General features: G+C 63.0%; 29 protein-coding genes and 2 tRNA genes. 11 read left to right on the top strand and 20 right to left on the bottom strand.

The genetic code is table 11. From position 1 onward, the window contains the following. Window positions 1-5: 5 nt before the first annotated feature. Together thyX and KQ296_RS02465 are read right to left on the bottom strand one after the other, a co-directional pair. A complete protein-coding gene (thyX, locus tag KQ296_RS02470; protein ID WP_011932249.1) occupies window positions 6-731 on the bottom strand; it encodes an FAD-dependent thymidylate synthase in 726 nt (241 codons plus the stop codon). A 68-nt stretch (window positions 732-799) separates the two neighbouring features. Continuing rightward, the gene (locus tag KQ296_RS02465) at window positions 800-1,348 is read right to left on the bottom strand and encodes a thioredoxin domain-containing protein (RefSeq protein WP_011932250.1); all 549 of its coding nucleotides are present in this window, start codon (window positions 1,346-1,348) and stop codon (window positions 800-802) included. A 118-nt stretch (window positions 1,349-1,466) separates the two neighbouring features. Between KQ296_RS02465 and KQ296_RS02460 the strand changes: the two genes are divergently transcribed. Then, on the top strand, window positions 1,467-1,937 hold the full coding sequence (locus KQ296_RS02460) for a hypothetical protein (protein WP_011932251.1): 471 nt from the start codon (window positions 1,467-1,469) through the stop codon (window positions 1,935-1,937). Here KQ296_RS02460 and KQ296_RS02455 read toward each other — a convergent pair. Next, entirely contained in the window at window positions 1,894-3,975 is a 2,082-nt protein-coding gene (locus KQ296_RS02455) for a lytic transglycosylase domain-containing protein (RefSeq protein ID WP_041428337.1), read from the bottom strand. The two genes, KQ296_RS02460 and KQ296_RS02455, sit on opposite strands and share 44 nt — an antisense overlap. 24 nt (window positions 3,976-3,999) lie before the next feature. Here KQ296_RS02455 and KQ296_RS02450 point away from each other — a divergent pair, with 24 nt between their 5' ends. Together KQ296_RS02450 and glmM are read left to right on the top strand one after the other, a co-directional pair. Continuing rightward, window positions 4,000-4,203, top strand: coding sequence for a hypothetical protein (locus KQ296_RS02450; protein WP_011932253.1), 204 nt, complete (start codon window positions 4,000-4,002; stop codon window positions 4,201-4,203). Window positions 4,204-4,291: 88 nt separating this feature from the next. Further along, on the top strand, window positions 4,292-5,680 hold the full coding sequence (glmM, locus tag KQ296_RS02445; protein WP_011932254.1) for a phosphoglucosamine mutase: 1,389 nt from the start codon (window positions 4,292-4,294) through the stop codon (window positions 5,678-5,680). On the opposite strand, the gene KQ296_RS02440 is transcribed toward glmM, so the two are convergent. Genes KQ296_RS02440 through KQ296_RS02425 form a run of 4 tightly spaced genes read right to left on the bottom strand, consistent with a single transcriptional unit; the run spans window position 5,667 to window position 9,961 of the window. After that, window positions 5,667-6,635 carry a BadF/BadG/BcrA/BcrD ATPase family protein gene (locus tag KQ296_RS02440; protein WP_011932255.1) on the bottom strand — a complete coding sequence of 323 codons (969 nt, stop codon included), beginning with the start codon at window positions 6,633-6,635 and terminating at the stop codon, window positions 5,667-5,669. The genes glmM and KQ296_RS02440 overlap by 14 nt on opposite strands. Next, window positions 6,632-7,930 carry an IctB family putative bicarbonate transporter gene (locus KQ296_RS02435; RefSeq protein ID WP_011932256.1) on the bottom strand — a complete coding sequence of 433 codons (1,299 nt, stop codon included), beginning with the start codon at window positions 7,928-7,930 and terminating at the stop codon, window positions 6,632-6,634. Before KQ296_RS02435 ends, KQ296_RS02440 begins: the two co-directional genes overlap by 4 nt. Then, window positions 7,923-8,636, bottom strand: coding sequence for a tRNA (guanosine(46)-N7)-methyltransferase TrmB (gene trmB / locus KQ296_RS02430; RefSeq protein ID WP_011932257.1), 714 nt, complete (start codon window positions 8,634-8,636; stop codon window positions 7,923-7,925). The genes KQ296_RS02435 and trmB overlap by 8 nt, the downstream gene beginning before the upstream one ends. After that, a complete protein-coding gene (locus tag KQ296_RS02425) occupies window positions 8,636-9,961 on the bottom strand; it encodes an FIST N-terminal domain-containing protein (protein WP_011932258.1) in 1,326 nt (441 codons plus the stop codon). Before KQ296_RS02425 ends, trmB begins: the two co-directional genes overlap by 1 nt. Before the next feature lie 70 nt (window positions 9,962-10,031). On the opposite strand from KQ296_RS02425, the gene KQ296_RS02420 reads away from it, so the two are divergent. Together KQ296_RS02420 and KQ296_RS02415 are read left to right on the top strand one after the other, a co-directional pair. Beyond that, window positions 10,032-10,643: a DUF3177 family protein gene (locus KQ296_RS02420; protein WP_011932259.1), complete on the top strand. Its 612-nt coding sequence runs from the start codon at window positions 10,032-10,034 to the stop codon at window positions 10,641-10,643. Continuing rightward, window positions 10,643-10,960, top strand: coding sequence for a hypothetical protein (locus tag KQ296_RS02415; protein WP_011932260.1), 318 nt, complete (start codon window positions 10,643-10,645; stop codon window positions 10,958-10,960). Before KQ296_RS02420 ends, KQ296_RS02415 begins: the two co-directional genes overlap by 1 nt. On the opposite strand, the gene ileS is transcribed toward KQ296_RS02415, so the two are convergent. Beyond that, window positions 10,938-13,844, bottom strand: a complete 2,907-nt coding sequence (gene ileS, locus KQ296_RS02410; protein ID WP_011932261.1) for an isoleucine--tRNA ligase — start codon at window positions 13,842-13,844, stop codon at window positions 10,938-10,940. The genes KQ296_RS02415 and ileS overlap by 23 nt on opposite strands. Before the next feature lie 22 nt (window positions 13,845-13,866). Next, window positions 13,867-14,469: a Ycf66 family protein gene (locus KQ296_RS02405; RefSeq protein WP_041428746.1), complete on the bottom strand. Its 603-nt coding sequence runs from the start codon at window positions 14,467-14,469 to the stop codon at window positions 13,867-13,869. 53 nt (window positions 14,470-14,522) lie between these two features. Here KQ296_RS02405 and KQ296_RS02400 point away from each other — a divergent pair. Beyond that, a tRNA-Leu gene (locus KQ296_RS02400) sits at window positions 14,523-14,604 on the top strand. Between the two features lie 53 nt (window positions 14,605-14,657). After that, window positions 14,658-15,686, top strand: coding sequence for a beta-carotene hydroxylase (gene crtR, locus KQ296_RS02395; RefSeq protein ID WP_041428338.1), 1,029 nt, complete (start codon window positions 14,658-14,660; stop codon window positions 15,684-15,686). 1 nt (window position 15,687) lies between these two features. On the opposite strand, the gene gatC is transcribed toward crtR, so the two are convergent. The 5 genes from gatC to KQ296_RS02370 form a co-directional block, all read right to left on the bottom strand. Further along, on the bottom strand, window positions 15,688-15,981 hold the full coding sequence (gatC, locus tag KQ296_RS02390; protein ID WP_011932264.1) for an Asp-tRNA(Asn)/Glu-tRNA(Gln) amidotransferase subunit GatC: 294 nt from the start codon (window positions 15,979-15,981) through the stop codon (window positions 15,688-15,690). Further along, window positions 15,978-16,766, bottom strand: coding sequence for a creatininase family protein (locus KQ296_RS02385; protein WP_011932265.1), 789 nt, complete (start codon window positions 16,764-16,766; stop codon window positions 15,978-15,980). The genes gatC and KQ296_RS02385 overlap by 4 nt, the downstream gene beginning before the upstream one ends. Window positions 16,767-16,798: 32 nt before the next feature. Continuing rightward, window positions 16,799-16,942, bottom strand: a complete 144-nt coding sequence (locus KQ296_RS02380; RefSeq protein WP_011932266.1) for a hypothetical protein — start codon at window positions 16,940-16,942, stop codon at window positions 16,799-16,801. 5 nt (window positions 16,943-16,947) lie between these two features. After that, window positions 16,948-17,724, bottom strand: coding sequence for a queuosine precursor transporter (locus KQ296_RS02375; protein WP_259726324.1), 777 nt, complete (start codon window positions 17,722-17,724; stop codon window positions 16,948-16,950). Window positions 17,725-18,027: 303 nt separating this feature from the next. Further along, entirely contained in the window at window positions 18,028-18,351 is a 324-nt protein-coding gene (locus KQ296_RS02370) for a Nif11-like leader peptide family natural product precursor (protein ID WP_011932268.1), read from the bottom strand. 139 nt (window positions 18,352-18,490) lie between these two features. On the opposite strand from KQ296_RS02370, the gene KQ296_RS02365 reads away from it, so the two are divergent. Both KQ296_RS02365 and KQ296_RS02360 read left to right on the top strand, forming a co-directional pair. Continuing rightward, window positions 18,491-19,159, top strand: coding sequence for a DNA-3-methyladenine glycosylase (locus KQ296_RS02365; protein WP_050815871.1), 669 nt, complete (start codon window positions 18,491-18,493; stop codon window positions 19,157-19,159). Then, window positions 19,156-20,184, top strand: a complete 1,029-nt coding sequence (locus KQ296_RS02360; protein WP_011932270.1) for an aspartate carbamoyltransferase catalytic subunit — start codon at window positions 19,156-19,158, stop codon at window positions 20,182-20,184. Before KQ296_RS02365 ends, KQ296_RS02360 begins: the two co-directional genes overlap by 4 nt. On the opposite strand, the gene KQ296_RS02355 is transcribed toward KQ296_RS02360, so the two are convergent. The 6 genes from KQ296_RS02355 to KQ296_RS02330 all read right to left on the bottom strand — a co-directional run bounded on the left by KQ296_RS02355 (window position 20,145) and on the right by KQ296_RS02330 (window position 22,972). Continuing rightward, window positions 20,145-21,638, bottom strand: a complete 1,494-nt coding sequence (locus KQ296_RS02355; protein ID WP_011932271.1) for an NAD(P)/FAD-dependent oxidoreductase — start codon at window positions 21,636-21,638, stop codon at window positions 20,145-20,147. The two genes, KQ296_RS02360 and KQ296_RS02355, sit on opposite strands and share 40 nt — an antisense overlap. A 95-nt stretch (window positions 21,639-21,733) precedes the next feature. Beyond that, window positions 21,734-22,075 carry a DUF565 domain-containing protein gene (locus tag KQ296_RS02350; protein ID WP_011932272.1) on the bottom strand — a complete coding sequence of 114 codons (342 nt, stop codon included), beginning with the start codon at window positions 22,073-22,075 and terminating at the stop codon, window positions 21,734-21,736. A gap of 223 nt (window positions 22,076-22,298) precedes the next feature. After that, the gene (locus tag KQ296_RS02345) at window positions 22,299-22,499 is read right to left on the bottom strand and encodes a hypothetical protein (RefSeq protein WP_006042295.1); all 201 of its coding nucleotides are present in this window, start codon (window positions 22,497-22,499) and stop codon (window positions 22,299-22,301) included. A gap of 65 nt (window positions 22,500-22,564) precedes the next feature. Continuing rightward, a complete protein-coding gene (locus KQ296_RS02340; RefSeq protein WP_011932273.1) occupies window positions 22,565-22,714 on the bottom strand; it encodes a hypothetical protein in 150 nt (49 codons plus the stop codon). Beyond that, complete coding sequence (locus tag KQ296_RS02335; RefSeq protein WP_011932274.1) at window positions 22,711-22,878, bottom strand: PCP reductase family protein; 168 nt, start codon at window positions 22,876-22,878, stop codon at window positions 22,711-22,713. Before KQ296_RS02335 ends, KQ296_RS02340 begins: the two co-directional genes overlap by 4 nt. Window positions 22,879-22,899: 21 nt before the next feature. After that, a tRNA-Ala gene (locus KQ296_RS02330) sits at window positions 22,900-22,972 on the bottom strand. Window positions 22,973-23,042: 70 nt separating this feature from the next. On the opposite strand from KQ296_RS02330, the gene KQ296_RS02325 reads away from it, so the two are divergent. Both KQ296_RS02325 and KQ296_RS02320 read left to right on the top strand, forming a co-directional pair. Then, window positions 23,043-23,246 carry a DUF2555 domain-containing protein gene (locus KQ296_RS02325; protein ID WP_011932275.1) on the top strand — a complete coding sequence of 68 codons (204 nt, stop codon included), beginning with the start codon at window positions 23,043-23,045 and terminating at the stop codon, window positions 23,244-23,246. Between the two features lie 3 nt (window positions 23,247-23,249). After that, the coding region (locus KQ296_RS02320; protein WP_311133851.1) for a flavoprotein at window positions 23,250-23,801 on the top strand (552 nt) is incomplete at its 3' end.

The raw sequence follows: 23,801 nt of genomic DNA, 5'->3' as shown, positions 1-23,801 counted from the left end.
TGCCTTCAGGGCGCCAGTCTCGCTTTATGGAGTCGACTTTTTTCGTACCAGGCCGCGAACTCAGGGGCCCAGGTTTGCAGGTGCGGCCAGAGCAAATCGCAGAGTTCACGGATTTCCTGCTGGGCATCGAGCTTGGCGCGCAGATCCATGAAGTGCAGAAAAGCGCGCAAGCTGAAGCTCACCACGAAGTGCTGGCGGTAATCAAACGGGAGAATCCCCCGGGCGTGCTCTTCTGCGAATCCAGCTTGAAGCAGATCCCGATAGCGGGCCGCCGCCTGCCTGCACAGCTCCAGATCTTGTTGTCTTAACTCTGGGCTGTAGTGATATTTCTTGCCCTGGCGATCGCTGTAATCCCCCACTGGCCTGAGATAGAAAACATCCTCCAGGTCCAGGTCGCCATCGGCAGCCCTGGCAATGCGATCGCCGGTGTAGCGCATCGATTGCACATCGAAGCTCACCCCCACCCGGTGGGTGCGGGCCTGCTGCATCACCGAGTGCGGAAACCAGCCCACATTCAGCACGATCTGGGCGTGCTCGAGCGGACCGTAGTGACCGCGCTCTCCGGCCAGAAGACGCTTCACGCAGATCTCGCCGGCTTTGGTTTCGTCAGGCCAGTCGGCGCGGTCGGCAGCCACAAACCCCTCGCTGTAGTCCTGATGCATGCCGGCGTACACGCACTGCTGGGGGTTTGGCGTTGCAGCGATCAGGTCGACGCGGAAGCGGGGATCCATGGTCACGTCGGATTGGGAAACAGGCGTGCGTCGATCATGGCCGGTCTGCCTGGGAATGGCTGCGCAGGTTAGGAATGGCTGCGGGGTCCTGCTGCGGAGGCCATCGAGGCCGGCTCTGGCAGAGGGCTGCTGCCGCCAACGCCTGTCAGTTTTGGCAATGGGGCGTTCGTCACCAGCGCGGCGGCCAGGGTGTTCAGCTCGCCTTCCGTGCGGCCACCGAGGGAGCGGCCCCGCAGATCACCGTCAGCAGCGAAAAGGTTGAGCTGAGGAATCCCCGTCACGTCGTAGCGGTCGGTGAGGTCGAGCCAGCGAGGGTTGTCGATGTTCACGAGCACCACGTCGAGTTCGCCTGCGTGGGCGTTTTCCATCGCCAGCATCGCGGGAGCCATCTCCCGGCAGACCTCACACCAATCGGCGTAGAACTCCAGAATCGTGGGCTTGCCATTGCTGAGGGCCACCTCTGGTGCCAGCGAGCGGCGGGCCAGCTGGTCGAGAGGTGATTCCGTCATCCCTCCATTGCGCACCAGAAACAAACTCACGGCTAAGGCAATTGCCGACACGAGCAGTAGACCTTTCTGCAGTGCGGTGAGGCTGGTGCTCTCGGGAGTGCCGGTCATCCCTGCAAGGGTTTGGGACCCCATCCTGACAGGACAAACCAGCTGCTGTTGCTAGCGTTTGGCCGCGGATCCAGCATCGCTAAACGGTGTCTGTCCACCAGGGAACTTCGCCACGTTGATGCCACTTCTGCGCTTTCTGCTGCTGCCCCTGAGAGCTCCCTTGCTCCTTGTGCTTTTCGGTGTGTCGTTGTTCCTCGGCCACCACTGGGCGATCGAGGAAACGTGGCTTGCGCAGGCCCATCAGATGAGTGTCCAAGTGTTCTGGACGATCGAGCTGATTCAGGCACTGGTGGTGGTGGTGATCTGCACCATGCCGGATCTGCTGCTGCGTCAGCTCTCCCTGCTCATGGCCTCCAGCCGGGTGCTCAGCCTGGTGGTCACGCTCACCCTGGTGATCACCGTTGGTTTGTACGTGCTCAGCCTCAGCCTGCTCTCTGATGTGTTGATCCTGGCGTCAGCCACCCTGCTCGCCCGCTTGGACCTCACCAGAATCAAAGTGGTGCCGGCGCCTCAGGTCACAGCCTTTTGGCTTGCTGTGATCGTGATCAGCGGGATCTGGATCGGTCACGACCTGCCCAGTCCGGTTTGAGATAGGCCCAGAGATTGCCCAGCACCTTTTTCGTGTAAAGCCTGGTTTCCGGGTAAGGAATGCGCTCGACCCACAGCTCCGGATCTTGGGCGAGTTCCTCACTCCGCCACGAACCAGCGGCTCCTGGTCCGGCGTTGTAGCTGGCGGCGGTGAGCCAGATGTTGCCCTGCCACTCCTCGAGTAACCAGGCCAGGTAGCGCGCGCCCAGGATTGCGTTGCGACCGGGTTCTTGAAGGTCGTCGTCGCTGATGGGAGCGGCCGCCATCTCCGCAGCAGTGGCCGGCATCAGCTGCAACAGGCCCACGGCGCCTACCGGTGAGCGCACGCCCGGGGAAAAGCGCGATTCCTGACGGGCGATCGCCAGAAGCAATTCCAGGCGCACCGCTTCCTGCTGCGCTGCGGCGCTGAACTCAGGAAGAAGAGGTCGCGGATGCTGGCTCTGGTGCAGCTGCAGCTGCGTTTCGTCATCGGGCGCAACCAGCCGCAGATTGGCCCTCCACAACCGATTCAGGCCTGTCCAGTAGTCCTGCACGCCCAGGCGCAGCCGCCCTTCGATCAGCTGGCTTTGTGGAGAGGGTTTGACGTCGGCTTGGCTACTGCGCCAGGTGTCCCAGGCCTCCTGGCGTAATCCCAGTCTCCAGAGTTGATCCACCAAGGGAAGGCCGCTGTTCAAAGGGCTCCAGCCCTGGCCTATCCCGGTGTTGGCCTTGATGGTTCGGGTTGCAGCGGCAGCCGTCTCCGCCCTCAGGGCTGGCAGATCGCCGCCGCCGAGTCGGGCTTCAGCGCGCCAGGTGTAGTACCCAGGGGGATAGTCCTTCACCAAGGAGTCCCAGACGCGCTCTGCCTGCTCCTGCTTCCCCAGCTTGGCCAGGCTGAAGCCGATCCAAAACTGCTGCCGTGCGGCGAGGGGATCGGGAAGCTTGTTCCCCGGGATCGTTGTCAGAACGCTGAGGGCCTGCTCCCACTGGTCGTCCAGCAAGGCGTTACGGGCCAGATCCCATTGCAGTTGCCAGATCGCCGGGTGGTCAGGCCATCGCGTCAACACCTCCAGTCCGTTTGGGTCGCCATTCAGGCGCACGCGGGCTGCGGCCACATCCGCTGAACGCTCTTGCAGCGACAGCGGCAGCGCATCCAGCAGCGCTTGCTTGGGCCTCAGTGGCTCACTGAGGAGAGCCGCAGCCTTGAGGGCTTCCTCGGATTGAGGATGGGCATTGGCCAAGTCGAGAAGCAGCGCTTCCCCGCGACGTTTCTGGACTGGGGTTCCGCGCAGCAGGGTGCGACCGATGATCAGTTCCTGGGGCGGTTGCAGCGGAGTGCCCTGAAGGCAGAGCTCCGCGGCCTGGCCATCGCCGAGTTCGGCCAGGGCTGAGGCCAGGCTGAGCCGTTGCTCTTGCGAGAGTCCGATGCCGCTGAGCGTCCCGCAGCTGCGGCGCATGAGGCTGGCCGCACCTGGCCAGTGGGGGCCCCAGCGTGCCAGGTGCAAGGCATTGGCCTGAAGCCTGTCCTCACTGGCGTCGTCGGGGAGTTCTGCTGCTGCTGCAAGGGCGGCGGGATGGGCAGGCTGCTGGGACAGCAGTTGTTGCTTCAGCTGCGCGTCCTTGCCCTTGAGGTAGTAACGGGCATCGGCGCTGGCAGCGCTGGTGGGGAAGCGCTCGAGCAGGCTGCGCCAGCGCTGTTTTGCTTCTGCAGGCCGGCCCAGCCGTTGAGCGGCCAGGGCTTGCTGCTTGAGCGCCACGGCGGCCAGGGGCGCCGGTCCCCACCCCTGGCCGGCGAGCAACCGTCGCTGGCGTTGTGGCGAGTCTTTGCTGCGGCTGGCCAGGAGCAGGGCCGCTTCCCTGCGCTGCACCGGGTCAAGCGACCAGCGATAGCGCGCCCACACCTGCGCGCTGTCCATCCGAGGGGTCACAGCGATGGCTCGCTGACGCAGCAACCGCTGCCCGCCCACGATCGCCATCAGCGTGAGAATCGACGTGCCTCCGAGGAGCAGAAGTCCGCGCGTCGGTCCAGCACTCACACAGGCTCTCTGAACTGCTGCCATTCTGTGCCCAGTGGCAGGCAATGGATGGGTGCGGATCCGCGCACGCCCCGCCCCGGGCGGCGGCAGCGACTGCGTTGCTTGAGCGTCTGCTGTGTCGCCCTTGTGGTGTGGGGGATGCGTTGGCTCTGGCCGTTGCAGTGGCTGCCTGGATGGGTGGTGCTGTTGGTTGGCGCCTGGGCATTGCTGGAACTGGTTGCCATTCTTTTGCTCCCCCAGCGCTGGCGTTGAACCCCTGGCGTGCAGCTATGGGCCTGTCCTTGCGCGGAAGGGCGAACGCTGTCAGGCCTTTTAAGGTTCATTCCATCAATGAGACTCCATGGCCTCACCTGCATTCCATCCCCTGGATTGTCCTGATCCGGCCCAGGTGAGTTTTGGCACCGATGGCCTGCGCGGCCATGTCGGTTCGGCAATCACCTCCACGCTGGCTTTGCAGGTGGGTTTCTGGTGCGGGCGGGTTCTCCCCGCGGATGGCCCCGTGCTGATCGGGATGGATTCCCGCACGAGTGGATCCATGCTCGTCTCTGCACTCGCGGCCGGTCTGACCGCAGCCGGGCGCGAGGTCTGGACCCTTGGGCTCTGTCCCACCCCGGCAGTCCCCGGCCTGATTCGCCGGTTTGGAGCAGCCGGTGGCTTGATGGTGTCCGCCAGCCACAACCCACCGGAGGACAACGGCATCAAGGTGTTCGGTGCCGATGGCAGCAAGCTTGGCTCAGCTCTGCAGTCGCGCATCGAAGCCGGTTTGCGCGGTGAGGAGCCAGCGTCAGCGCAAGCCCATGCGTTCGGTGCATCCCACCAGCGCTCTGATCTCCTCGATCTCTACAAACAGGACCTTCTCAGCAGCGTGCGCCATCAGCGGCTGGATGGTGTGCCGATTGTGCTGGATCTGTGCTGGGGCTCGGCCACAGCCTGCGGCGCCGCGGTGTTCTCCGAGCTCGGCGCTGATGTCACGGTGCTCCATGGCGAGGCCGACGGGGAGCGGATCAATGTGGATTGCGGGTCCACCCATCTCGAGCCCTTGCGGCGGGCCGTGCTGGAGCGTGGGGCGGCCATGGGCTTCGCGTTTGATGGCGATGCCGATCGGATGTTGGCGGTGGATGGCCGGGGCCGCATCGTTGATGGCGACCATGTGCTTTTCCTCTGGGGTTCGGCCCTGCAGGACAGCGGCGTGCTCCCCGACCAGAGACTGGTGGCCACGGTGATGTCCAATCTGGGATTTGAGCGGGCCTGGCAGGCGCGAGGTGGGCAGCTTGATCGCACTCCAGTGGGTGATCAGCATGTGCACGCCGCCATGGTCCGCAGTGGTGCGGCACTTGGTGGGGAGCAATCTGGCCACATTCTCTCCTCCGCCCACGGGCTTTCCGGTGATGGGGTGCTGACGGCCCTGCAATTGGCCAGCCTTTGCCATGGCCAGGGGATCACCCTGGCCGATTGGTTGGATCGCAGCTTTGAGGCCTATCCCCAGAAGCTGGTGAATGTGCGGGTGCCTGATCGCTCACGGCGCAAGGCCTGGGCAGACTGCCAATCCCTCACCGCACTCGTGCAGGAGGCTGAGCGCAGCATGGCGGGCGATGGGCGTGTGCTGGTGCGGGCCAGTGGCACCGAGCCACTCCTGCGGGTGATGGTGGAGGCGGCCGATCCCAAGGCCGTTGAGCACTGGACCCAGCGCCTGGCTGAAGCGGCGGACCAGCACCTCAATGCGGCTTGAGCTGACAGCAATCGCGGGCCAGGGTCAGGGCGCCATCACAGGCGTCGCCCAGGGGCTGGGTCCAGCGAGCACCGGGTAGGTGCTCCTGCACCGACCGGCGTACGGCGCCCTTGAATTCCGTGAGATTCAAGAGTGCGCCTCCGTGGGCGCAAAGGTTGGGGGTCTTCAGGTGCAGCGTCCTGGCCACAGCGCCGGCGGCTTCGGCCAGAGCGAATGCCGATCGATCAAGGATGCGCTGGGCTTCGCGATCTCCCTGGGCGGCGGCCTCGTCCACCAGCGGTGCCAGGCGTGCCAGATCAGCAGGTTGATGATCTGGCTGCACCACCAGGGATTTGAGGTCGTTGGCCGACCGGCAGCCGAGCCGTTCCCACAGCGATTCGCGCAACGGTCCATCCGCCAGTCGCCCATCGGCCATGCGCAGGCTCACCTGCAGGCCCTGGTGCCCGAGGTCGAAGGCTGAGCCTGCACCATCAAGGCGCCAGCCCCAGCCGCCGCAGCGTTGTTCTTCGCCGAGGGTGTTGCGTCCCACCACAATCATCCCCGTTCCACTGATCAGCACGATTCCCGCTTGCTCGGCGAAGGCACCGCGAAGGGCGGTGCGTTCATCGCCAGTGGCGACGCAGCGATCGTTGGGGAGATGCACCACCTCGCGGAGCAGGGATGCCGCGCGGGCCTGCAAACCTGTGCCCGCTTCCACGCCACTGGCGCCAACCGCTGCAGCGGATAGGGGCTCGTCCTGATGATCGGGCCAGGCGGCATGCAGGCTTGAGCGGATGGCTTCCCGGAAGCGCTCCTCTCCTCCAGGGGCATCCAGATGGCTGACGCCCGTGCCCGTGCCTTCTCCCAAACACTGCCAGCCAGCCGGGGTCCAGCGACTGAGCCGACAGCGGCAATGGGTCTGGCCTGCATCGAATCCGGCCAGAACCAGGGAGTTGCTTGTCGAACTGTCAGTCATGCCCTCTGCCGGCATTGGCTGAGGGTGGCCAAACAGAACCAACCAGTGATCTGCACTTCGGGGCGGAAGAAGATCGTGTCGGCAGCGCCATGCACCAGAAGCCCGGTGATCGCGGCAAGGCAGCCGATGCAGGGCAAGGCCAGATCCGCATCGGACGCCAACGCTCTCAAGCCTCTGCGCAGGCTGGCAAGGGCGAGGCCGATGCAGGCGATCAGGCCGGGAATGCCTGTTTCCACCAGAAGTTCGAGCGGCACGGAGTAGGCGCTCAGGGCATTGAACTTCGGTTGTTGATAGAGGGGGTAGACGCTGTTGAAGGCTGCGTTCCCCGGACCGATCCCCAGCCAGGGGCGGTCTTGGATCATGTCGATCGCAGCCAGCCACACATTGATCCGGAAGTTGTTGGAGCTGTCACCGCGACCGGCAAGCAGGCTCATCACCCGGGTGCGGATCGGGTCGACCTGGGTGACGGCCAGGGCCAGCAGAAGCCCCCCGGCTCCCAGCAGGGCCAGGGGCACCAATCGCTTCCAGAGTGGGGGCCAGTGGCGAATGGCGCGAAGCACCAGCAGCAGCACCAGGCTGCCGATCGCAGCCACAAGGGCGAGCCATCCCCCCCGGCTGTAGCTGAAGAGCACCGATGCACAGCCGAGGCTGAAGGCCGTTGCGGCAAAAGCCCGGCTGCCCCATCCGCGCCAGCGGATGCAGGCCACAAGCGCCAGCGGCAGGATCGGCACCAGGTAGCCCGCCAACAGATTGGGGTTGCCGAGCGGCCCATAGATCCGGATCGTTCCTGCGGCCACTGAATTCGGATCAGCCCAGCGGGCCAGCTCTTCGGTGGGGGCATAGAGCTGGCGCAGGGCGAGCACATCGGTCAGCAACGATCCCCCGAGCAGAGCCGCCAGCAGCCGGTCCCACCATGCAGGGCGAACGGCGAGAAGCTGGCGCATCAGTGCATAAACCCCCAGATAGCTGAGCAGCTTCACCAGCCCCTTGAGGGCCGCGGCGGGAACTGGCGAGAAGCCTGTGGCCAGCACGGCGACAGCCAGGAACAGCAGCAGCCAACCGCTGATTTCACCCAGCCGCTCGGGAGGCTTGCTGAGCGACCACAGCAGCCAGAGCGCACCACACGCCAGCACGATCAGTCCCAGCCCCGTGCGCGTCACCAGGGGCAGTCCTGCAAGCAGGAGGATCAAAACAATGCCGGCCAGATTGGCGAGGCGCTTTTGTTGGGCTGCCGAGCTGGGGAGACATCCTTGCCAGCGCAGCAACCATGGAGACGGTTCTGAAGCCTCAGCCATCCGGGGGGACTGCGTCGTTGGCGGGATTATCGACCCGTTGCCAAGCAATCTCCAGCTCTTCAGGATCCGGCAGTGGCTGCCGATTGCGCCGGTAGAGCACCCGATAGGCCGGAAGCCCCAGCTCCTGCACGTAGCGTTCCCGCTCCGTGGGTACCGGCAGGGGGTTGTCGGCTCGCCACGGTCGGGCGTCCTCGGCGGGGCGATCGAAACAACCGCTCAGCTCAACCAACGCCACCATCGGGTCGATCACGGCCAGCACGTCACTCTGCACAAACAGTTCCCGCCCCGGTTGCAGGGTTGCGGCAATGGCCAGCAACAGGGAGGGCTGCAGCACGCGCCGTTTGCGGTGGCGTCGCTTGAACCAGGGATCCGGAAACTGAATGCTCACCAGCTGCAGGCGATCCTGCGGCAGCGCGGCCATCCACCCTTCCAGGCTCACATTGGCGTTGCAGAACAAGTAGTGCAGGTTGAGGCGTTCCAGCTGGTCCCGATCGCGCTGGGCGGACCGCACCAGGGGCCGTCTGATTTCCACACCCAGGTGATTGCGATCCGGTCTTAGGGCGGCCAGCTCCTGCAGGCAGATCCCTCGGGCGCAGCCGATGTCGAGATGGATGGGACGGCCGGGATCATCGAACAGTTGCTCCGGAGCAGGCAGCTCCAGCGGCAGCTGAAAGAACCGGCTGAGGGGATTGACGTGCTGACGCATCAGGACGGTGAGGACGCGAGCGGTGCATGGCGGAGAAGGCCCCAGCAGGCGGTGTAACCATGCAGATGGGTCGCGCCGCCGAGGGGACCGATCTCCCCGTTGCAGAAGCTTCCGGCAATGGGGAGATCGGGGATGACCTCTCGGGCGATGGTCACATCACCGTCAGCGCCACCGAACAGGCCGCTGCCTCGTCCGAGGCAGGCGAACAACAGCCCGCAAAGAGGAGCTTTTGTGGCTGCGGTTGCCCTGCTGGCTTGCAGCAGTTGGCGTGCTTCCTGGCGGGAGGCCTGCGCTTCCCGCAGTTGAAATTGCACGTTCTGTCCCGCGCGCACGCGCTCGGCGACAGCGACGGCTCCGTTGCGGGGATCCACCCCGATCAAGTTGCGCACAAGAAAGGTGCGCTCCTGCTCGTCGTCGGCTTGTGGTTCCGGCTGTTCGCTCTCGGATTGGATCCGCTGCAGCTTGGCCAGTGCAGCCCCTGCGGAGAGTTCCTGCCGCTCCACACCCAGAAACAGGGAGTGCTGCACCAGTTCACGATCCTCGGCGCTCAATCCTGCAAGCACCCGCTGCAGGCAAGCCACGGGGCTGTCGCGCCGCTCGCCATCACTGAGTTCCAGCAGCACGTTGCGCTGGGCCTGTTCGATGGCAAACACCGGCCCAATCGGTCGGCACCCCTGCGCCACCACAGGGTCGAGAGACCAATCGCCGCCAATGCTCAGAGCAACGGCCCCGGCTGCAATGCCATCAGCGCAGAGCAGGGAGCCATGGGCCGCGTTGTGGGGGATGGCGATTCCACCGATCTTGTCCACCTCGGGGTAGGCGTAATCCAGACCGCTGATCAGATCATTGATGCCGCTGCATGTGGGATCGATCAACAGCAGAAGGGATCGACTGGATCCCGGCTTCAGTCCCACCCACTCGTGCCAGTGCTGCGCAGCACCGTCGAGATCTGGAAGGTCGCTGCCGCTGAGTTGCACGCTCTGAAGCTCGGCTCCGGGAAGGTTGAGCAGCATCACGCTCAACGCCGGGTTCTGCTCCACTTCATGGGCTTCGTTGGCTGCGGTGGTGCCCACCACGCCACCGCCGAGACATCCAAGCCAGTGGCTGGCGTGCAAGCGCTGCTGAAGCAGGGGCAGCAAACGAGGCAGATCACTGGCGAAGTGACTGGACACAAACACCAGGGCAACATCGGCGGCGTTGCCCCCAAGGGTGCTGGACACATCCCGAACGGCCTCCTCCATGGATGGCTGATGGGAGAGGGCATGGCGGCAACGCGCTTGGGAACCCGAACTCCGGAACCAATCGAGAGGATTAAACGGAACCATGAATTGGACCTTACCAATCCTGTGGTCTTGATGGATGGCACTGATAATGACGTGCTGATGTGCCTGGCTGGTGCCTGATCTCACGACCCGAACCCTGGTGTGGCTGACCTACCGCCTGGGCGCCACGATTGCTCTCGGTCTTCCCTTGATCCTGCTGATCTGGGCTGGAGTGCGCCGTGATCCGGCCCTCGTGCGTCTGCTGAGCATTTACTGGAAGGTGGCCAGCCTGCTGGCGATCAGCGTGCTGTTGCTCACCGATCAGAGGCCGATTGGTTACGTCACGGCCTTGCTGGCCCCCCTGCTGATGGCTGGATCGGTGTGGTTCTGGGTGGATCTCAACGAGGAACTGGCCGATAGTCCCCCGGGCCGGGCTCTGCCGATGACCGTGCGCATCTGGCGCTGGTCCCTCACGGTGTTTGCGGTGTTTGCCGTGGGGATGTCGGGATCGGCGCTGGGCTGTGCCCGCGCGCTGGAGGCTGCCGAGTGCAAGATCTGGCTGGAAGCGCCCCAGGGACTGCACCGGGTTGCCGAACGTCTGTTTGATTTTGTATTCGGCGGCCAGTGGACGGAAGCCGTTGCCGCCTTCATCGGCTATGTGGCTCTTGTGGCCTATGCGGTGGGTCTGTTGCAGTGGCTGCTGGTGCGCCTCCCGCGCCAAGGGCGCGTGGCCGGTGAATTCTGATGCCGGTTGACGATGATCTGGTTCACGCGCTCGAGGAGCGCACCCGCCAACATTCCGACCGTGTGGTGCGCTTGCGGGGACGGGTCGATGCGGAGCCTTTCGAACTCTTGATTTTTCGAGGCTTCAGCAGCAGCACAACCCACCCCACCGCGTTTGATCCAGACGCCTCTGTTCTGCCCGAGGGCACGCTGCTGGATCAGGTTGAAGTGCTGCGAGGTCCGTTATCACCAGCCAATGAGATTGTTTTGGCAGGTCCGATGCAGCCTGGCGCTCTGCTGAGCGACGAGCACTGGGTCAAAGCCTCCCCAGAACGCTGACGCAGCGGCCGCAGAGATGGGGGTGGTCGGCATGCTGGCCCACATCACTCTCGTAATGCCAGCAGCGCTCGCATTTGCTGCCGCGAGCCCGGGCCACTTCAATGAGCGCGACGTCGTCGTCATGGTTGGCGAGCAGTTCCGCCCAGGGCTCACCGCCAATCTGCAACTGGGACACCAGCAGCCAGTCACGCAGCCCATCCACCTCGGCATGGCCCTGGTCGTTGAGCCACTGCAGAGCCGATTGCAGGCTTGGATTGTGGGCCTCAAGGCGAACCGCTGCTTCTAGCGATGCGCCCAGCTCCCCACGGCTGCGGCAGTCTTCCAGCACTTTGTTCACTGATGTCCGCAGTTCGCGCAGTTGCTGCATCGGTTCGTTCAAGGACGCGTCGCGCCAACGGTCCGGAGCGGTTGGCCAACCGCGTTGGAAGACCGAGGTCTCCTCCACCGGGTAGGGGAGGTTTTGCCAGATGTCTTCGGCCATGTGGCAGAGCACAGGCGCAATCAAGCCGGCCAGGCGTTCGATGATCAAGGCCATCACGGTCTGACAGCTACGCCGGCGCCGGTCGGCCGGGGCGCTCACGTACAGCCGGTCTTTGGCGATGTCGAGGTAGAAGTTGGAGAGGTCGGTGACGCAGAAGTTCTGCAGCAGCTGGAAGAAGCGGAAAAACTCGTAGCTCTCGAAGGCTTCCGTGATCTCATCCATCACTTCAGCCGTGCGCTGCAGCATCCAGCGGTCCAGCAGGGGCAGGTCCTCCACCGCGATGGCATCGGTGGCGGGATTGAAGTCGTGCAGATTGCCGAGCAGGTAGCGGCTGGTGTTGCGCACTTTCCGGTAAACGTCAGCGAGCTGGCGCAGAATTCCGGCGCCGATGGGCACATCGGTGGAGTAGTCCACCGAGCTCACCCAGAGCCGCAGCACATCAGCGCCGTAGGCCGGCTCCTGCTTCTGGTTTTTGCCTCCCTCGATGATCACCATCGGGTCGACCACATTGCCGAGGGATTTGCTCATCTTTCGCCCCTTCTCGTCGAGGGCGAACCCATGGGTGAGAACGCGTTTGTAGGGGGCATGGCCGTTGACGGCCACGGAGGTGAGCAACGAGCTCTGGAACCAGCCGCGGTGCTGATCGGATCCCTCGAGGTAGAGGTCGGCGGGGTAGCTGAGCGACTCTCGCTGGCTTGACACGGCAGCCCAGCTGGATCCGGAGTCGAACCACACATCCATGGTGTCGGTGCCCTTGCGCCATTGATCGGCCTGGTCGGCGTAGGCGGGTGGCAGCAGATCTGCTTCGTCTTTCTCCCACCACACGTCGCCGCCGTGGGCGGCGATCAACGTCTCGATATGGCTCAGGGTGTCGGCGTTGAGCAGCACCTCGCCGTTGCTGCGGTGATAAAACACGGGGATCGGCACTCCCCAGGTGCGTTGGCGGGAGATGCACCAGTCCCCCCGCTCCTTCACCATCGCTTCGATGCGGTTGCGACCTGAGGCTGGGGTCCACTGCACCTGGTCGATGGCGTCGAGGGCGTCCTGGCGGAAGCCCTCCACCGACGCGAACCACTGTTCCGTGGCGCGGAAGATGGTGGGTTTCTTGGTGCGCCAGTCGTAGGGGTAGCGGTGGCTGTAGGCCTCCTGCTTGAGCAGTGCTCCGGCTTGCTCGAGGGCCTCGATGATCCCTGGATTGGCGTCCTTGAGCACGTTCAGGCCTGCGAAAGGACCTGCCTCTGCGGTGAGGGTGCCGGCTTCGTCCACGGGGCACAGCACGGGCAGGCCGTGCTTCTGGCCGGTATGAAAGTCGTCGACGCCATGCCCCGGGGCGGTGTGCACAAGGCCTGTGCCGGATTCGGTGGTGATGTAGTCGCCGCCGATCACTACGGGGCTGGTGCGATCCAGCAGCGGGTGCCGATAGACGAGCCCAGCAAGCAGGGCACCTTTCACCGTGGCGCGCTGCTGGAGGGGACGCTCGAGGGTTTTGCTGAGCGACTCGATCAGTTCGGCAGCCACCACCAGCAACCGGCCGTTGCCATCGTCGACCAAGGCGTAGTCGAGCCGTTCGTTGACGGACACCGCCAGGTTGGCGGGAAGCGTCCAGGGGGTGGTGGTCCAGATCGCCACTTGCAGGGCCTGGCCAAGGGCGGCCGCATCAGCGGGCAGCTCGACGCCATGGCTCTGCAGGGTCTCCCGCAGGGGGACGGGAACCTCCACCGCCGGAAAGGCCACATACACGCTGGGGCTGGTGTGGCCGTCGGGGTATTCCAGCTCGGCTTCGGCCAGGGCGGTGCGGGAACTGGGGCTCCAGTGCACGGGCTTCAGGCCCCTGTAGATGTGGCCCTTGAGCACCATCTCGCCGAACACCTTGATCTGGGCGGCTTCGTACTCCTTCTGCAGGGTGAGATAGGGCTGGTCCCAGTCGGCCCAGATGCCCCAGCGCTGGAAGCCCTTCATCTGGCCATCCACCTGCTTGCGGGCGTAAGCAGCGGCTTTCTTGCGCAGCTTGATCGGTGTCAGCGCTTGGCGCTGTTCCTGATCCATCGACTGCAGCACCTTGAGTTCGATCGGCAGACCGTGGCAGTCCCAGCCAGGCACGTAGCGCACCCTGCGGCCCTGCAGCACTTGATATTTGTTGATCACATCCTTGAGCACCTTGTTCAGGGCATGGCCCATGTGCAAGGCACCGTTGGCGTAGGGAGGCCCGTCGTGAAGCGTGAAGGTGGGCCCGCTGTTGTTGAGCCCCAGTTGCCCATCGATGCCGTTGTCGCGCCAGAAGGCCTGCAGCTCCGGCTCCCGCTTCACCGCGTTGGCGCGCATGCCAAAGCCTGTTTGCAGCAGGTTGAGCGTGTCCTTGTAGGAGGGACGTCCCTCGGCGGCGTCGCGGGTCTCCTTGCTCACGTTGGGGCAGCTGCAACCGGAATTATCCGTCTTCGCTGGGTGGGGTTGCGGCTTCTTGGTCAGGCGCTGTCGGTTCCGGGGCTTCTTGTTCTGGTGCTTCAGCGTTCACTGCTTCGCTCACGGCCTCGCTCACTGCTTCGCTTTTCGCCGCTTCAGCTTTGGCGTCTTGGGCGTCAGCGGCTTGCGGTTCGGGCCTGACCCAGCGCTTGCCCGTGCGGCTGCTGCCTTCAGGGCGGTCAGCCGCTGGCGCTTTGGGTTTCAGGCTTCCCAGGGCCTGGCCGGTGTTGCTCAGCAGCGCGTTGAGGGTGGCAGAGAGCTGCTGGAGGCTGGTGGACCAGCGCTCAGTGGATTTCAAGCGCTGTTGTTCTTCGGGGCTCAGCTGCTGCCAGCGGGACTGAGCCACTTCGCTGCCGAGGCGGCTGATCAGCAGCCCTGCGCAAACCACCGCCAACATCGGTGCACCCCGGAGGCGGTCGCTGCTGGTCACCAGCACCAGCCCAAGCAGCAAAACCACCGCACCCCAAACTCCATCGCGGGGTCGGCTCAGTTCCGTGACCAGAAGCGGAAGCAGCAGCACCGCCAGGCCCAACACCAGACAGAGATCTCCAGCAAGGGTGGCCAGCATCGCGGGCTCCATGGATCAACCCATTCTGGGCTGCTGCCTAAAGTTGCCACCTTGCCCATCTGGCGGAATTGGTAGACGCGCTGGTTTTAGGTACCAGTGGCTTCGGTCGTGGGGGTTCAAGTCCCCCGGTGGGCATCCGTTTCTCTAATTTGGTGGCTCTTAGCAGTCGGCTGACGCGCTTTCGCTGAATGACCCAGGCTTTCGCACAACCTGAAATGCCGGCTGCGGAGGTGCGTTGGCGATCTGTTCCCAAACAGTTCGTTGACCCTCCGGCTGCCTGGAACCCCACGGTGGGTCTGTTCCTGGGTGGCTATGCCTTCGCTGCGCTCACCATCTGGGGCTGGTTTGCTGCTGGTTGGCCGTTGCCGGTGCTGCTGATCACTGGGTTTCTGGCGCTGCATCTGGAGGGAACCGTTGTTCACGATGCCTGCCACAAATCGGCCCATCCCGTGCCCTGGGTGAATCAATTGATGGGGCATGGGTCGGCGTTGTTGCTGGGTTTCAGTTTTCCGGTTTTCACCCGGGTACACCTTGAGCACCACGCCCATGTCAACGATCCAAAGAATGATCCCGACCACATCGTGAGCACCTTCGGCCCGCTGTGGCTGATCGCTCCGCGATTTTTTTATCACGAGGTCTTTTTCTTTCAGCGCAAGCTCTGGAAGCGCTGGGAGTTGATGCAGTGGGGATTGGAGCGGGCTGTGTTCTTCACGATCATCGCCGCTGCAGTCACCTTTGATTTTCTTCCTTTCATCTTCAATTGCTGGTTCGCGCCGGCTCTGATGGTGGGAGTCACCCTCGGGCTCTTCTTCGACTACCTGCCCCACCGTCCCTTCACCTCCAGAAATCGCTGGACCAATGCCCGGATCTATCCAGGCAGGCTGATGAATTGGCTGATCATGGGTCAGAACTATCACCTGGTGCACCATCTCTGGCCATCGGTGCCCTGGTTTGAGTACAAGCCCGCTTACGAGGCCACCAAACCCCTTCTCGATGCCAAGGGATCACCGCAACGGCTTGGCATTTTTGAAACCCGAGCGGATGGGGCCAATTTCCTCTACGACATCCTCGTGGGCGTGCGCAGTCATAAGCACCGCAAGGGCAAGATGCGCCGCGCCGCCCGCTTCATTCCTGGCCGCGCCCTGCAGCGCAGTTGGTTGGGTTTCGTCGACCGCAGTGCCATCAAAACCCAGCCACGGCGGCCTCACTCACCCTGACTCATTCGGCCAGGATCTTCGGCACTCGGAAGAAATCTCCCTCCCGCAGGGGAGCCTGCTCCAGCAGATCTTCCCTCACTTCGGTTGCTTCCACCTTGTCCTCACGGGTGACATTGACAACCTCAACGGCGCGGGTGGTTGCCGGCACGCCTTCGGTGTCAACGGCCTGAAGCTGGTCGACGTAATCCAGGATCCGCTCCAGTTGACCGGTGTAGGTGGCGATGGTGTCCTCAGGGAGATCGAGCCGGGCCAGGTGGGCCACCTTGCGCACGTCGTCGGCCGTGATGTTGCTCATGCGGCAGTGAGGAAAGTGCTGAGATCCTCGCGCAACGCCTCCGCGGCCGTGTTCAACAGCTCCAGGCCATGTTCCGGTTTGGCCAGATAGGGATCGGAGCCCATGCGCCCGTCGGGATAGCGGCGGCGGAAATCGGCTGGCCCATGAATGGATCCGCAGGGGGCCGCCTCCGGCAGCGCCCGCTGTTTGGCGATGAGGCTGTTGTGCAGATGCAGGGTGACGGCGATTTCGCTGGGGGTGGCGTGCTGGCCTTCACGGTCGCCGTAAAGCTCGCGGGCCCGCCGCATCACTGGGCCGGCCATGAACCAGTTGGACAGCTTGCAGCGCAGACGGGGTGCCACCTCGAGGCCGCGGCTGGCAGCGGTGCCATAGGCCTGGGCGAAGGCGGCCCTGGTGGTGGCCATGTTGCCCCCATGGCCGTTCACCACAAAGATGCGCTCGAATCCATGGGTGGCCAGGGAGAGCACCATGTCATGCAACACGGCCAGCAGGGTGGCGGGCTGAAGGCTCATGGTGCCGGCAAAGCCGAGGTGGTGCTCGGCCATGCCGAAAGCCTGCACCGGCGTGACCAGCACACCGCTGCGTCGTCCCAGTTCCAGGGCCACGGCTTCAGCGGTGAGGGCATCGGTGCCGATGGCACCGGTCGGTCCGTGCTGCTCGGTGGAACCCAGAGGAATGATCACCCCTTTGCAGCTCTGCAGGTACCGGTCCACGTCCGGCCAGCTCTGCAGGGCTAAACGAATGGCATCGGTGTGGTCCACCGGGCCCGGGAGCGAAGAGGTCATGGCCGTTTCACGACTGACAGAGATCCTGGCGCTCAGTGGGCGGTGCCGTTGCCGTCGTACTTGTCGGTGTTGTAGTAACCGCCTCGGGTGCCAAAGAAGAGGGTGGTCAGCACGAACAGTCCACTGCCGAAGAGCAGAACTGTGCCCAGGTTGAATCCGGAGAGGGCGGCGTCCATCTGAATTAGGTCCACTTGTTCAAGCCTGGCAAGGATGCGCTCGATGTCACGCCTTGCATGATCGGATCGTCACTTCCGCCGATTTCGCTGCCCGTGCGAGGCACGGCCAACCACTGGCGCAGCCAGCTGGTGAGCCAGATGAAAGGCATGGTGTCGATCACTGCGGCCATGGCCTTGAAGAGGTAACCACTGGCGATGAATGACAGCAGCTGCGGTGCCACAGGTTCGCCGGGGCGAACGGGGAGGACGCCGGAGGCGTAGTGGCTGATCAGCACCACAGCGCTGGTGTCCACCAGCTGGCTCACCAGGGTTGAACCGTTGTTGCGCAACCAGAGAGCCCGCCCGCCGCTGAACTGTTTCCAGAAGTGAAAGAGACGGACGTCCACGAACTGGGCGGTGAGGTAGGCCGCCATGGAGGCCAAGACGGAGCCGAAGGCCAGTCTCTGGATTTCGAAAAATGTGGAGTCTGGAGCCCCCTCCACGCCGGGGAGCAAGCCGCCCAACCAGAGGATCAGCACGACCCAGCCGTTGAGAAGGAGGCCGACCCACACCACCTGGCTGGCTCGCTTCTCACCCCACAACTCACTGATCAGATCCGTGCACAGAAACGTGATCGGATAGGGAAGGGCGCCAACGGCCACCACGATCGGCCACGACCCGATGTGCCCCAGTTCCAGGAAGCGGGTGAGGCCAAGGATGTTGAGCATCCCCAGGGTGCCGAGGAACAGCCCTGCAAGAGCCAGAAAGACAAAGTCGCGGCGTGCCTGGATTGAGGCGTTCATCGCTGCGAGCATGGAGATCGAAATGCAGCCTGGCGGCAGTCTGCTTCCCTGTCACCACTCCAGAAGTTTGGAAACAATTCGATCGGGGGTCGTTAACGCGTTTAAGGAATTATGAGGAGTTGCAATTATCATGAGATCTAGACGAGCCAATTGCATGGGGGTGGCGAATCTGAACGAGCTATTAAGCTTTTGAGCTAAGGAAATGATTGCACAAGCTAAATAAAATGGTAAATCTTTATTGCGGGTATTTTGGAATTTGGATTAAACGCCGGGATTCGATACCGTGATAGCTATTAATTAATTTTAACCAATGCTGTTGATAAACTGTTTAAATGCTTTGACTTGTTCATTGCTGGGCGGTGCTATGCCACCGTTCACTGCCAAATTCGTAGGGCCTGGTAGATTGACTTTTGCGAAGCCACCAGCAGCATTCATCATTTCGTCGTCGGAGAGTTCATCCTCAGCAACTGAGTGGGCTTGCGTGATGTCATCAGCTGAGATCGTAAAGCCCGCTGCTTTGGCAATTGCCACAACGGCATCGGGATTGGCGGCTGCCTTGAGTTTTCCTTGAAGTTCTGAATTAGTTGCGACGGCATCTAGAAAATTTTTGAATTGCTCTGCCGACATGGTTGAAAAAGTATTGACTTTAAATGTTGGTTAGCAGTAGCTGGCGGTTTTGGCAAGTATTCGGAAGCGCAAAGTCATGATCAGAATGGGATGTCGGTTCTAGGTTTAAGCACTGGTTGTATCCATAAATACCCTTCCCATCGCTAAGGATTTCCCAGCCCTCCTCCCAGCCTTCTTCTGCCGCCCCGCCGAGCTGGTCGCCCCCGACTTGATTGGTTGCCTGCTGGTGAAACGCCAAGAGGGCGACAGCTTGCTCTGGGGCGTGATTGTGGAAACCGAGGCGTATTCCCAGGAGGAGCCTGCCTGCCACGGCTATCGGCGCAGGAGCCCTCAAAACGAGACGCTCTTCGGGGAGCCTGGGCGTTTTTATGTGTATGTGAGCTACGGCATTCACCACTGCGTGAATGTGGTCACCGATCGGGCGGACTGGGCCAATGGTGTGTTGCTCAGGGCCGTGGCGCTGCCGGGTGAGCCTGAGCGCGTGGCAGCGGGACCTGGGCTGCTGGCCCGTCGCTTCGGGATCGACCGGCAGATGGATGGTTGTTCCGCCTGCTCCGGGCAGGATCTCTGGATCGCTCCGCGCCCTTCGGAGCTTCAGGATCTGGCGCTGGTCACCACCACCCGCATCGGGATTGCCCGAGCGCAGGAGTGGCCGTGGCGCTGGTACCTCCAAGCCAGCCGCAGTGTGAGCAAACGGGCCAAGGGAGATCGCAAGCCACTGCTGCAAGCCGCTTACCACCCCAATGCTGCCTGGGCGAATGGATCTCCTCCCACTAAGCTTCAGCAGAGTGAGCGGACGCCCAGTTGAGCGCGTGGACCCACCGCCACATCCTCGATCTCTCCACCTTCTCCAGGGAGGATTACGCGGCTGTTCTGGAGCTGGCCCATCGCTTCAGCGCGATGCCCGTCACCGGCGCGCGTCGGCTGCCGGCGCTCCAGGGGCGGCTGGTAGCCACACTCTTCTTTGAACCAAGCACCCGCACCCGCAGCAGCTTTGAGCTGGCAGCCAAGCGCTTGTCTGCCGACGTCTCCAGCTTCTCGCCCTCCAGCAGTTCGCTCAGCAAGGGAGAGTCCCTGCTCGATACAGCTCGCACCTATGTGGCCATGGGCGCCGATGTGCTGGTGGTGCGCCACCGCTGCACAGGCGTGCCCAGGCAGTTGGCTGAAGCCCTCGAACGCACGGGTGAGCGCACCGTGGTGCTCAATGGCGGCGATGGCTTGCACAGCCATCCAAGCCAGGGGCTGCTCGATCTCTACACCCTGGCGCAGCATTTCAACCCCAGTCACCCGTTGCCGGAAGCCCTGCGCGGACGCCGCATTGTGATCGTGGGCGATGTTCTCCACTCCAGAGTGGCGCGCTCCAATCTCTGGGCCCTCACCGCCTGTGGCGCGGATGTGATTCTCTGCGGTCCGCCAAGCCTTGTTCCTGAGGCCTTTGCGCAGTTCGTAGCCCAGCCGCCGCCTGGACAAGCCTCAGACCCCGTTGCTGATCGGGGCGCATTGACCGTGGTGCGCAATCTTGATGATGCGCTGGCCGGAGCCGATGCGGTGATGACCCTGCGTTTGCAGAAGGAGCGCATGCGTCAGCACATGCTCACCAGCTTGGATCGCTATCACCGCGACTTTGGGCTCAGCCATGAGCGACTGCAGGTCTGCCAGGTTCCCATTCCTGTGCTCCACCCTGGCCCGGTGAACCGGGGTGTGGAGATGAGCGGTGCCCTTCTCGATGATCTGAGCGCCAATCGTGTGGAGGATCAGGTGCGCAATGGCATCCCGATCCGGATGGCACTGCTTTATTTAATGGCGGCTGCGGAGTCTCCGCTTTCGCTCTGAGTGGGGAGCCCGGACACCTGGTTGGAGTAGTAATCCATCGCGGCCCGTAGGGCAGCTCCGGGTTCGGCGATCGAGGGGCCAGAGCCAGGCTGCATTGGGAATGCAGCATCTGGGGCATCCAGTCCCATGTGTTGACTGGGCATCCCCGTGAGCAGCATCGATGCTCTCGACTGCGACACCACTGCAAAGATCCATTTGATCAGCAGGGTGTAGCGGTTTTCCCGATCGGGCATGAAGGCGAGGTGGGCGGCAGCCCAGAGCAGCCAACCGATGCCACCCTTGAACTTGAAACCACGCAGATCGGCTACCGCGTCAACCCGGTCGAGCACGGCCATGCTGCCGAAGTCAAACCAGCTGAATGTTGGACGCGATTGTCCGCCCACCATGGCGGCAATGTCTTTGCCAACGAAACCGCCGGCCTGGGTGGCGGGACCCGCCATCCCCGGCAGGGGGTTGCCGTCTTTGGTGTGCTTGTACGAGCAGAGATCGCCCACCACACGGATTTCCGGGTGGCCTTGCACCGAGAAGTCCGGTTCCACGATCACCCGTCCGCTCCGGTCGGTTTCGCAGCCGATGGCGTCGGCCAGCTTTTTGCCAAGATGGGAGGGGCGTACACCAGCTGTCCAGATCACGGTGGCGGCCTGAAGTCGTTGGTCTCCATCGGGAGTGCCCACGGTCACTTCGCCGGGCTGCATCGTCTGCACCCGACCCTTGAAGAGCATTTCCACGCCGAGGGCCTCAAGGGTTTCCTGGGCTGCTTGAGACAGCGCTTCCGGCATCGCCCGCAGCACACGGTCGCCGGGATCCACCAGAACGATTCTCGTATCAGCCGGATTGAGCTGGCGGAACTCACGGCGCATGGCATTGCGCATCAGTTCTGAGGTGGCTCCTGCCATTTCGCAGCCCGTGGGGCCGCCGCCCACGATCACAACGGTTTGCAGGAAGCGACGCGCTTCCGGGTCAGGGGTCTGCTCCGCCTGCTCCATCGCCATCAACAGGCGCCGGCGGATCTCTTCAGCGTGTTCGAGGATCTTCATCGGTGGCGCAAAGGTGCGCCAGTTTTCATGGCCGAAGAACGTGCTGCCTGAACCGGTGGCCAGAACGAGATAGTCGTAGCCGTAGCCCTTGCCGTTGAAAACGATCTGCTTGCCTTCAGGGTTGATCTGGGTCACTTCACCCAGCAGCACCTGCACATTGCGCTGCCGTCCCACAAGCTGCCGCAGGGGTGTGGCCACATCCCCTCGGGACACCAAGCCGGTGGCCACCTGATACAGGAGCGGCTGAAACAGATTGAAGTTGCGTTTGTCGATCAGGCTGATTCGAACGTCGGCATTGGCCAGGGCTTTGCAGGCTCTGACGCCGGCGAAGCCGCCGCCAACGATCACCACGTGAGGAGCGTGGCGTAGGCGTTCTTCAGGGGGCTCCAGCTCGAGATAGAAACGCTCACCAGCCATGGCCAGAACTTCAGCAGATCTATCCGTAGGGTATGGATTGAACGTGGTTTTGTCCGTGCGCTGCGGCGCCAATCAGGTCGGTGCCAATCAGGGCGTCAGAGCAGCTTGAATCCCTCGAGCAGAAGGCCGTAAAGAAGGCCGATCCGAACCATGTCGAGAAGCTGTCGGCCCAGATGCGTCTGATGATCCCGGGCCCAGTGACGCCTCACGCGCACCATCACTTCCAGCACGCCCACACTCAGCATCGCTGCCAGGGGATCCATCAAATTCAGGGATCCGGAGATTGCGGCGATTCCATTCCCCAACATGAAGCTTCCCGTTAGCGCGATCAGGAGCAGGGAGATGCGGCGCCATGGATTGGTCGCCCAATGATCGAGGCGGGTTGAAGCTTCACCAAGACTGCGTTGAAGCCTGGTCGACTGAAGACGGGCGGTCATGAGGGCAGCCGCTCAGGGAAGAGGCAGGGAGGTGCACCGGTGATCCCCATCACCCGACCCAGACCCTGCCGACCTTTGTATACACCATTTGTGGTGTTTTTGCCTTTATCAGGCGCTACATCTTGGACTTCTAAGAAAAAAGCCCAGGCTCAGCCCGGGCCGGATGATGGGGACTGGCGAAGGAAAGCTTGAACTTCACCACTTGGCAAGTGGCTGTTTGAAATCAGTCGGATTCAGCCTTGGCCTTGCGAGAGCTCTTGCCCTCGAGAAGTTCGAGCAGGGCTTCCATCTGTGCCATCACGCCACGCACTTCGCCTGCCTCCGGGAGAAGGCCGTCTTCCATGACACCTTGGTGCATCTCCCGCAGTTCTTGGCGGATGTAGCGCAGGTGACTCACAACCTGTTCTCGTTTTGACTGAGACATCAACCAAGGGCCTTTCAGCTTCTCTTTTACCTCATGGCCCGCAGCTGCCGATCAATGGGCCTGGGTCAGCGGCGTGCCAGACCGCCGGCCATGAGGATCAAGACGTAGGTGAGTAAGGCTGATGGCCGCACAGGAATCGACGCCATCACAGCGCATCCCAGCAGCGTCAGCAGAAGCGGTCGCCAGCTTCTGCGGGTGATGCCAAACGTGGTCATGACGAGCGGCGTGAAAATTTGGCGCGTGCCTCTTGGTAGAAGGCCTCGTCGATCAGATTTCGGCTGAGTTCTGTTGCTAGCGCCTCAATTTTGCGACGCACAGCTGGACGAACAAAGAAAGGAACTTCGCGAAGCGCTTGTTCGGCTTCGGCCGTCCAATCCATGTCCTCAGCGATGACTACGAATGGAGGATAGGGGATTCGAACCCCTGACCTCTGCGGTGCGATCGCAGCGCTCTACCAACTGAGCTAACCCCCCGTGCCTGAAACCTAGCGTCTGTGTTTTGTGCAAGAGGCCAGGCACAATGAAGCGAGCGTCCACGCTCTGCATGCCGATTACGCCGGAGCGTCTGGCTTCCTTCGATGAAGCGTCGGTGGCTTCCCTGGCCCGACGCCTGGAAGACGACGACTACCCCACCCCGTTTGCGGGTCTGAGCGACTGGCACTTGTTGCGTGCTCTCGCGATCCATCGCCCCGAGCTCACGCGCCCGTACGTCCACCTGATCGATCAGGAACCCTTCGACGAGGACTGATCCATGGCCGGGCTGCTGCAAGGACAGCGGGTGATTGTTGCGGCCTGCGGAAGCATTGCGGCTGTGAAGACTCCACTGTTGGTCAGCGCGCTGATCAAGGAGGGGGCGCAGGTCCGCTGTGTGGTCACCAGCAGCGGTTCTCAACTGGTGAGTCCTGTCGCACTGGCGTGTCTCAGTCGCAATCCCTGCCTTCAGGACGCTGACCAATGGGATCCCTCTCGCCCACGGCCTCTGCACATCGAGCTCGCGGAATGGGCAGACCTGCTGATTGTGGCGCCCCTCAGCGCAAGCTCTCTGGCGCGATGGGTGCACGGTGATGGCCAGGGACTGCTGGCCAGCCTTCTGTTGGCCTGCGAGTGCCCGGTTCTGGCCGCAAGCGCCATGAACACGGCCATGTGGCAACACCCGGCCGTTCAGCGCAATTGGAGCAGGCTCCACGACGATCCCCGGGTGCTGCCTCTGGCTCCGCAGGCTGGACTGCTGGCCTGTGACCGCGTCGGCACCGGCCGGATGGCGGATCCGGAGTGCATCGTGCTGGCTGCAGCCAGCACGATG

The sequence above is a fragment of the Synechococcus sp. CS-197 genome (assembly GCF_025128215.1).
GTDB lineage: Bacteria > Cyanobacteriota > Cyanobacteriia > PCC-6307 > Cyanobiaceae > Synechococcus_C.
The sequence above is the reverse complement of the archived record's forward strand: the minus strand, read 5'-3'. Positions and strand labels throughout refer to the sequence as shown.

Bases quoted from the DNA above. Each gene is read 5' to 3' on its own strand.
- KQ296_RS02435 (WP_011932256.1), bottom strand. From the start codon at position 7,930: ATGGCTGAGGCTTCAGAACCGTCTCCATGGTTGCTGCGCTGGCAAGGA.
- KQ296_RS02325 (WP_011932275.1), top strand. From the start codon at position 23,043: ATGCCGATTACGCCGGAGCGTCTGGCTTCCTTCGATGAAGCGTCGGTG.
- KQ296_RS02425 (WP_011932258.1), bottom strand. From the start codon at position 9,961: ATGGTTCCGTTTAATCCTCTCGATTGGTTCCGGAGTTCGGGTTCCCAA.
- KQ296_RS02380 (WP_011932266.1), bottom strand. From the start codon at position 16,942: ATGGACGCCGCCCTCTCCGGATTCAACCTGGGCACAGTTCTGCTCTTC.
- KQ296_RS02340 (WP_011932273.1), bottom strand. From the start codon at position 22,714: ATGACCACGTTTGGCATCACCCGCAGAAGCTGGCGACCGCTTCTGCTG.
- KQ296_RS02385 (WP_011932265.1), bottom strand. From the start codon at position 16,766: ATGACCTCTTCGCTCCCGGGCCCGGTGGACCACACCGATGCCATTCGT.
- KQ296_RS02375 (WP_259726324.1), bottom strand. From the start codon at position 17,724: ATGAACGCCTCAATCCAGGCACGCCGCGACTTTGTCTTTCTGGCTCTT.
- KQ296_RS02345 (WP_006042295.1), bottom strand. From the start codon at position 22,499: ATGTCTCAGTCAAAACGAGAACAGGTTGTGAGTCACCTGCGCTACATC.
- glmM (WP_011932254.1), top strand. From the start codon at position 4,292: ATGGCCTCACCTGCATTCCATCCCCTGGATTGTCCTGATCCGGCCCAG.
- KQ296_RS02405 (WP_041428746.1), bottom strand. From the start codon at position 14,469: ATGCTGGCCACCCTTGCTGGAGATCTCTGTCTGGTGTTGGGCCTGGCG.
- KQ296_RS02370 (WP_011932268.1), bottom strand. From the start codon at position 18,351: ATGTCGGCAGAGCAATTCAAAAATTTTCTAGATGCCGTCGCAACTAAT.
- KQ296_RS02450 (WP_011932253.1), top strand. From the start codon at position 4,000: ATGGGTGCGGATCCGCGCACGCCCCGCCCCGGGCGGCGGCAGCGACTG.
- KQ296_RS02455 (WP_041428337.1), bottom strand. From the start codon at position 3,975: ATGGCAGCAGTTCAGAGAGCCTGTGTGAGTGCTGGACCGACGCGCGGA.
- thyX (WP_011932249.1), bottom strand. From the start codon at position 731: ATGGATCCCCGCTTCCGCGTCGACCTGATCGCTGCAACGCCAAACCCC.
- KQ296_RS02355 (WP_011932271.1), bottom strand. From the start codon at position 21,638: ATGGCTGGTGAGCGTTTCTATCTCGAGCTGGAGCCCCCTGAAGAACGC.
- trmB (WP_011932257.1), bottom strand. From the start codon at position 8,636: ATGCGTCAGCACGTCAATCCCCTCAGCCGGTTCTTTCAGCTGCCGCTG.
- crtR (WP_041428338.1), top strand. From the start codon at position 14,658: ATGACCCAGGCTTTCGCACAACCTGAAATGCCGGCTGCGGAGGTGCGT.
- KQ296_RS02335 (WP_011932274.1), bottom strand. From the start codon at position 22,878: ATGGATTGGACGGCCGAAGCCGAACAAGCGCTTCGCGAAGTTCCTTTC.
- KQ296_RS02465 (WP_011932250.1), bottom strand. From the start codon at position 1,348: ATGACCGGCACTCCCGAGAGCACCAGCCTCACCGCACTGCAGAAAGGT.
- gatC (WP_011932264.1), bottom strand. From the start codon at position 15,981: ATGAGCAACATCACGGCCGACGACGTGCGCAAGGTGGCCCACCTGGCC.
- KQ296_RS02350 (WP_011932272.1), bottom strand. From the start codon at position 22,075: ATGACCGCCCGTCTTCAGTCGACCAGGCTTCAACGCAGTCTTGGTGAA.
- KQ296_RS02440 (WP_011932255.1), bottom strand. From the start codon at position 6,635: ATGACTGACAGTTCGACAAGCAACTCCCTGGTTCTGGCCGGATTCGAT.
- KQ296_RS02415 (WP_011932260.1), top strand. From the start codon at position 10,643: ATGCCGGTTGACGATGATCTGGTTCACGCGCTCGAGGAGCGCACCCGC.
- KQ296_RS02460 (WP_011932251.1), top strand. From the start codon at position 1,467: ATGCCACTTCTGCGCTTTCTGCTGCTGCCCCTGAGAGCTCCCTTGCTC.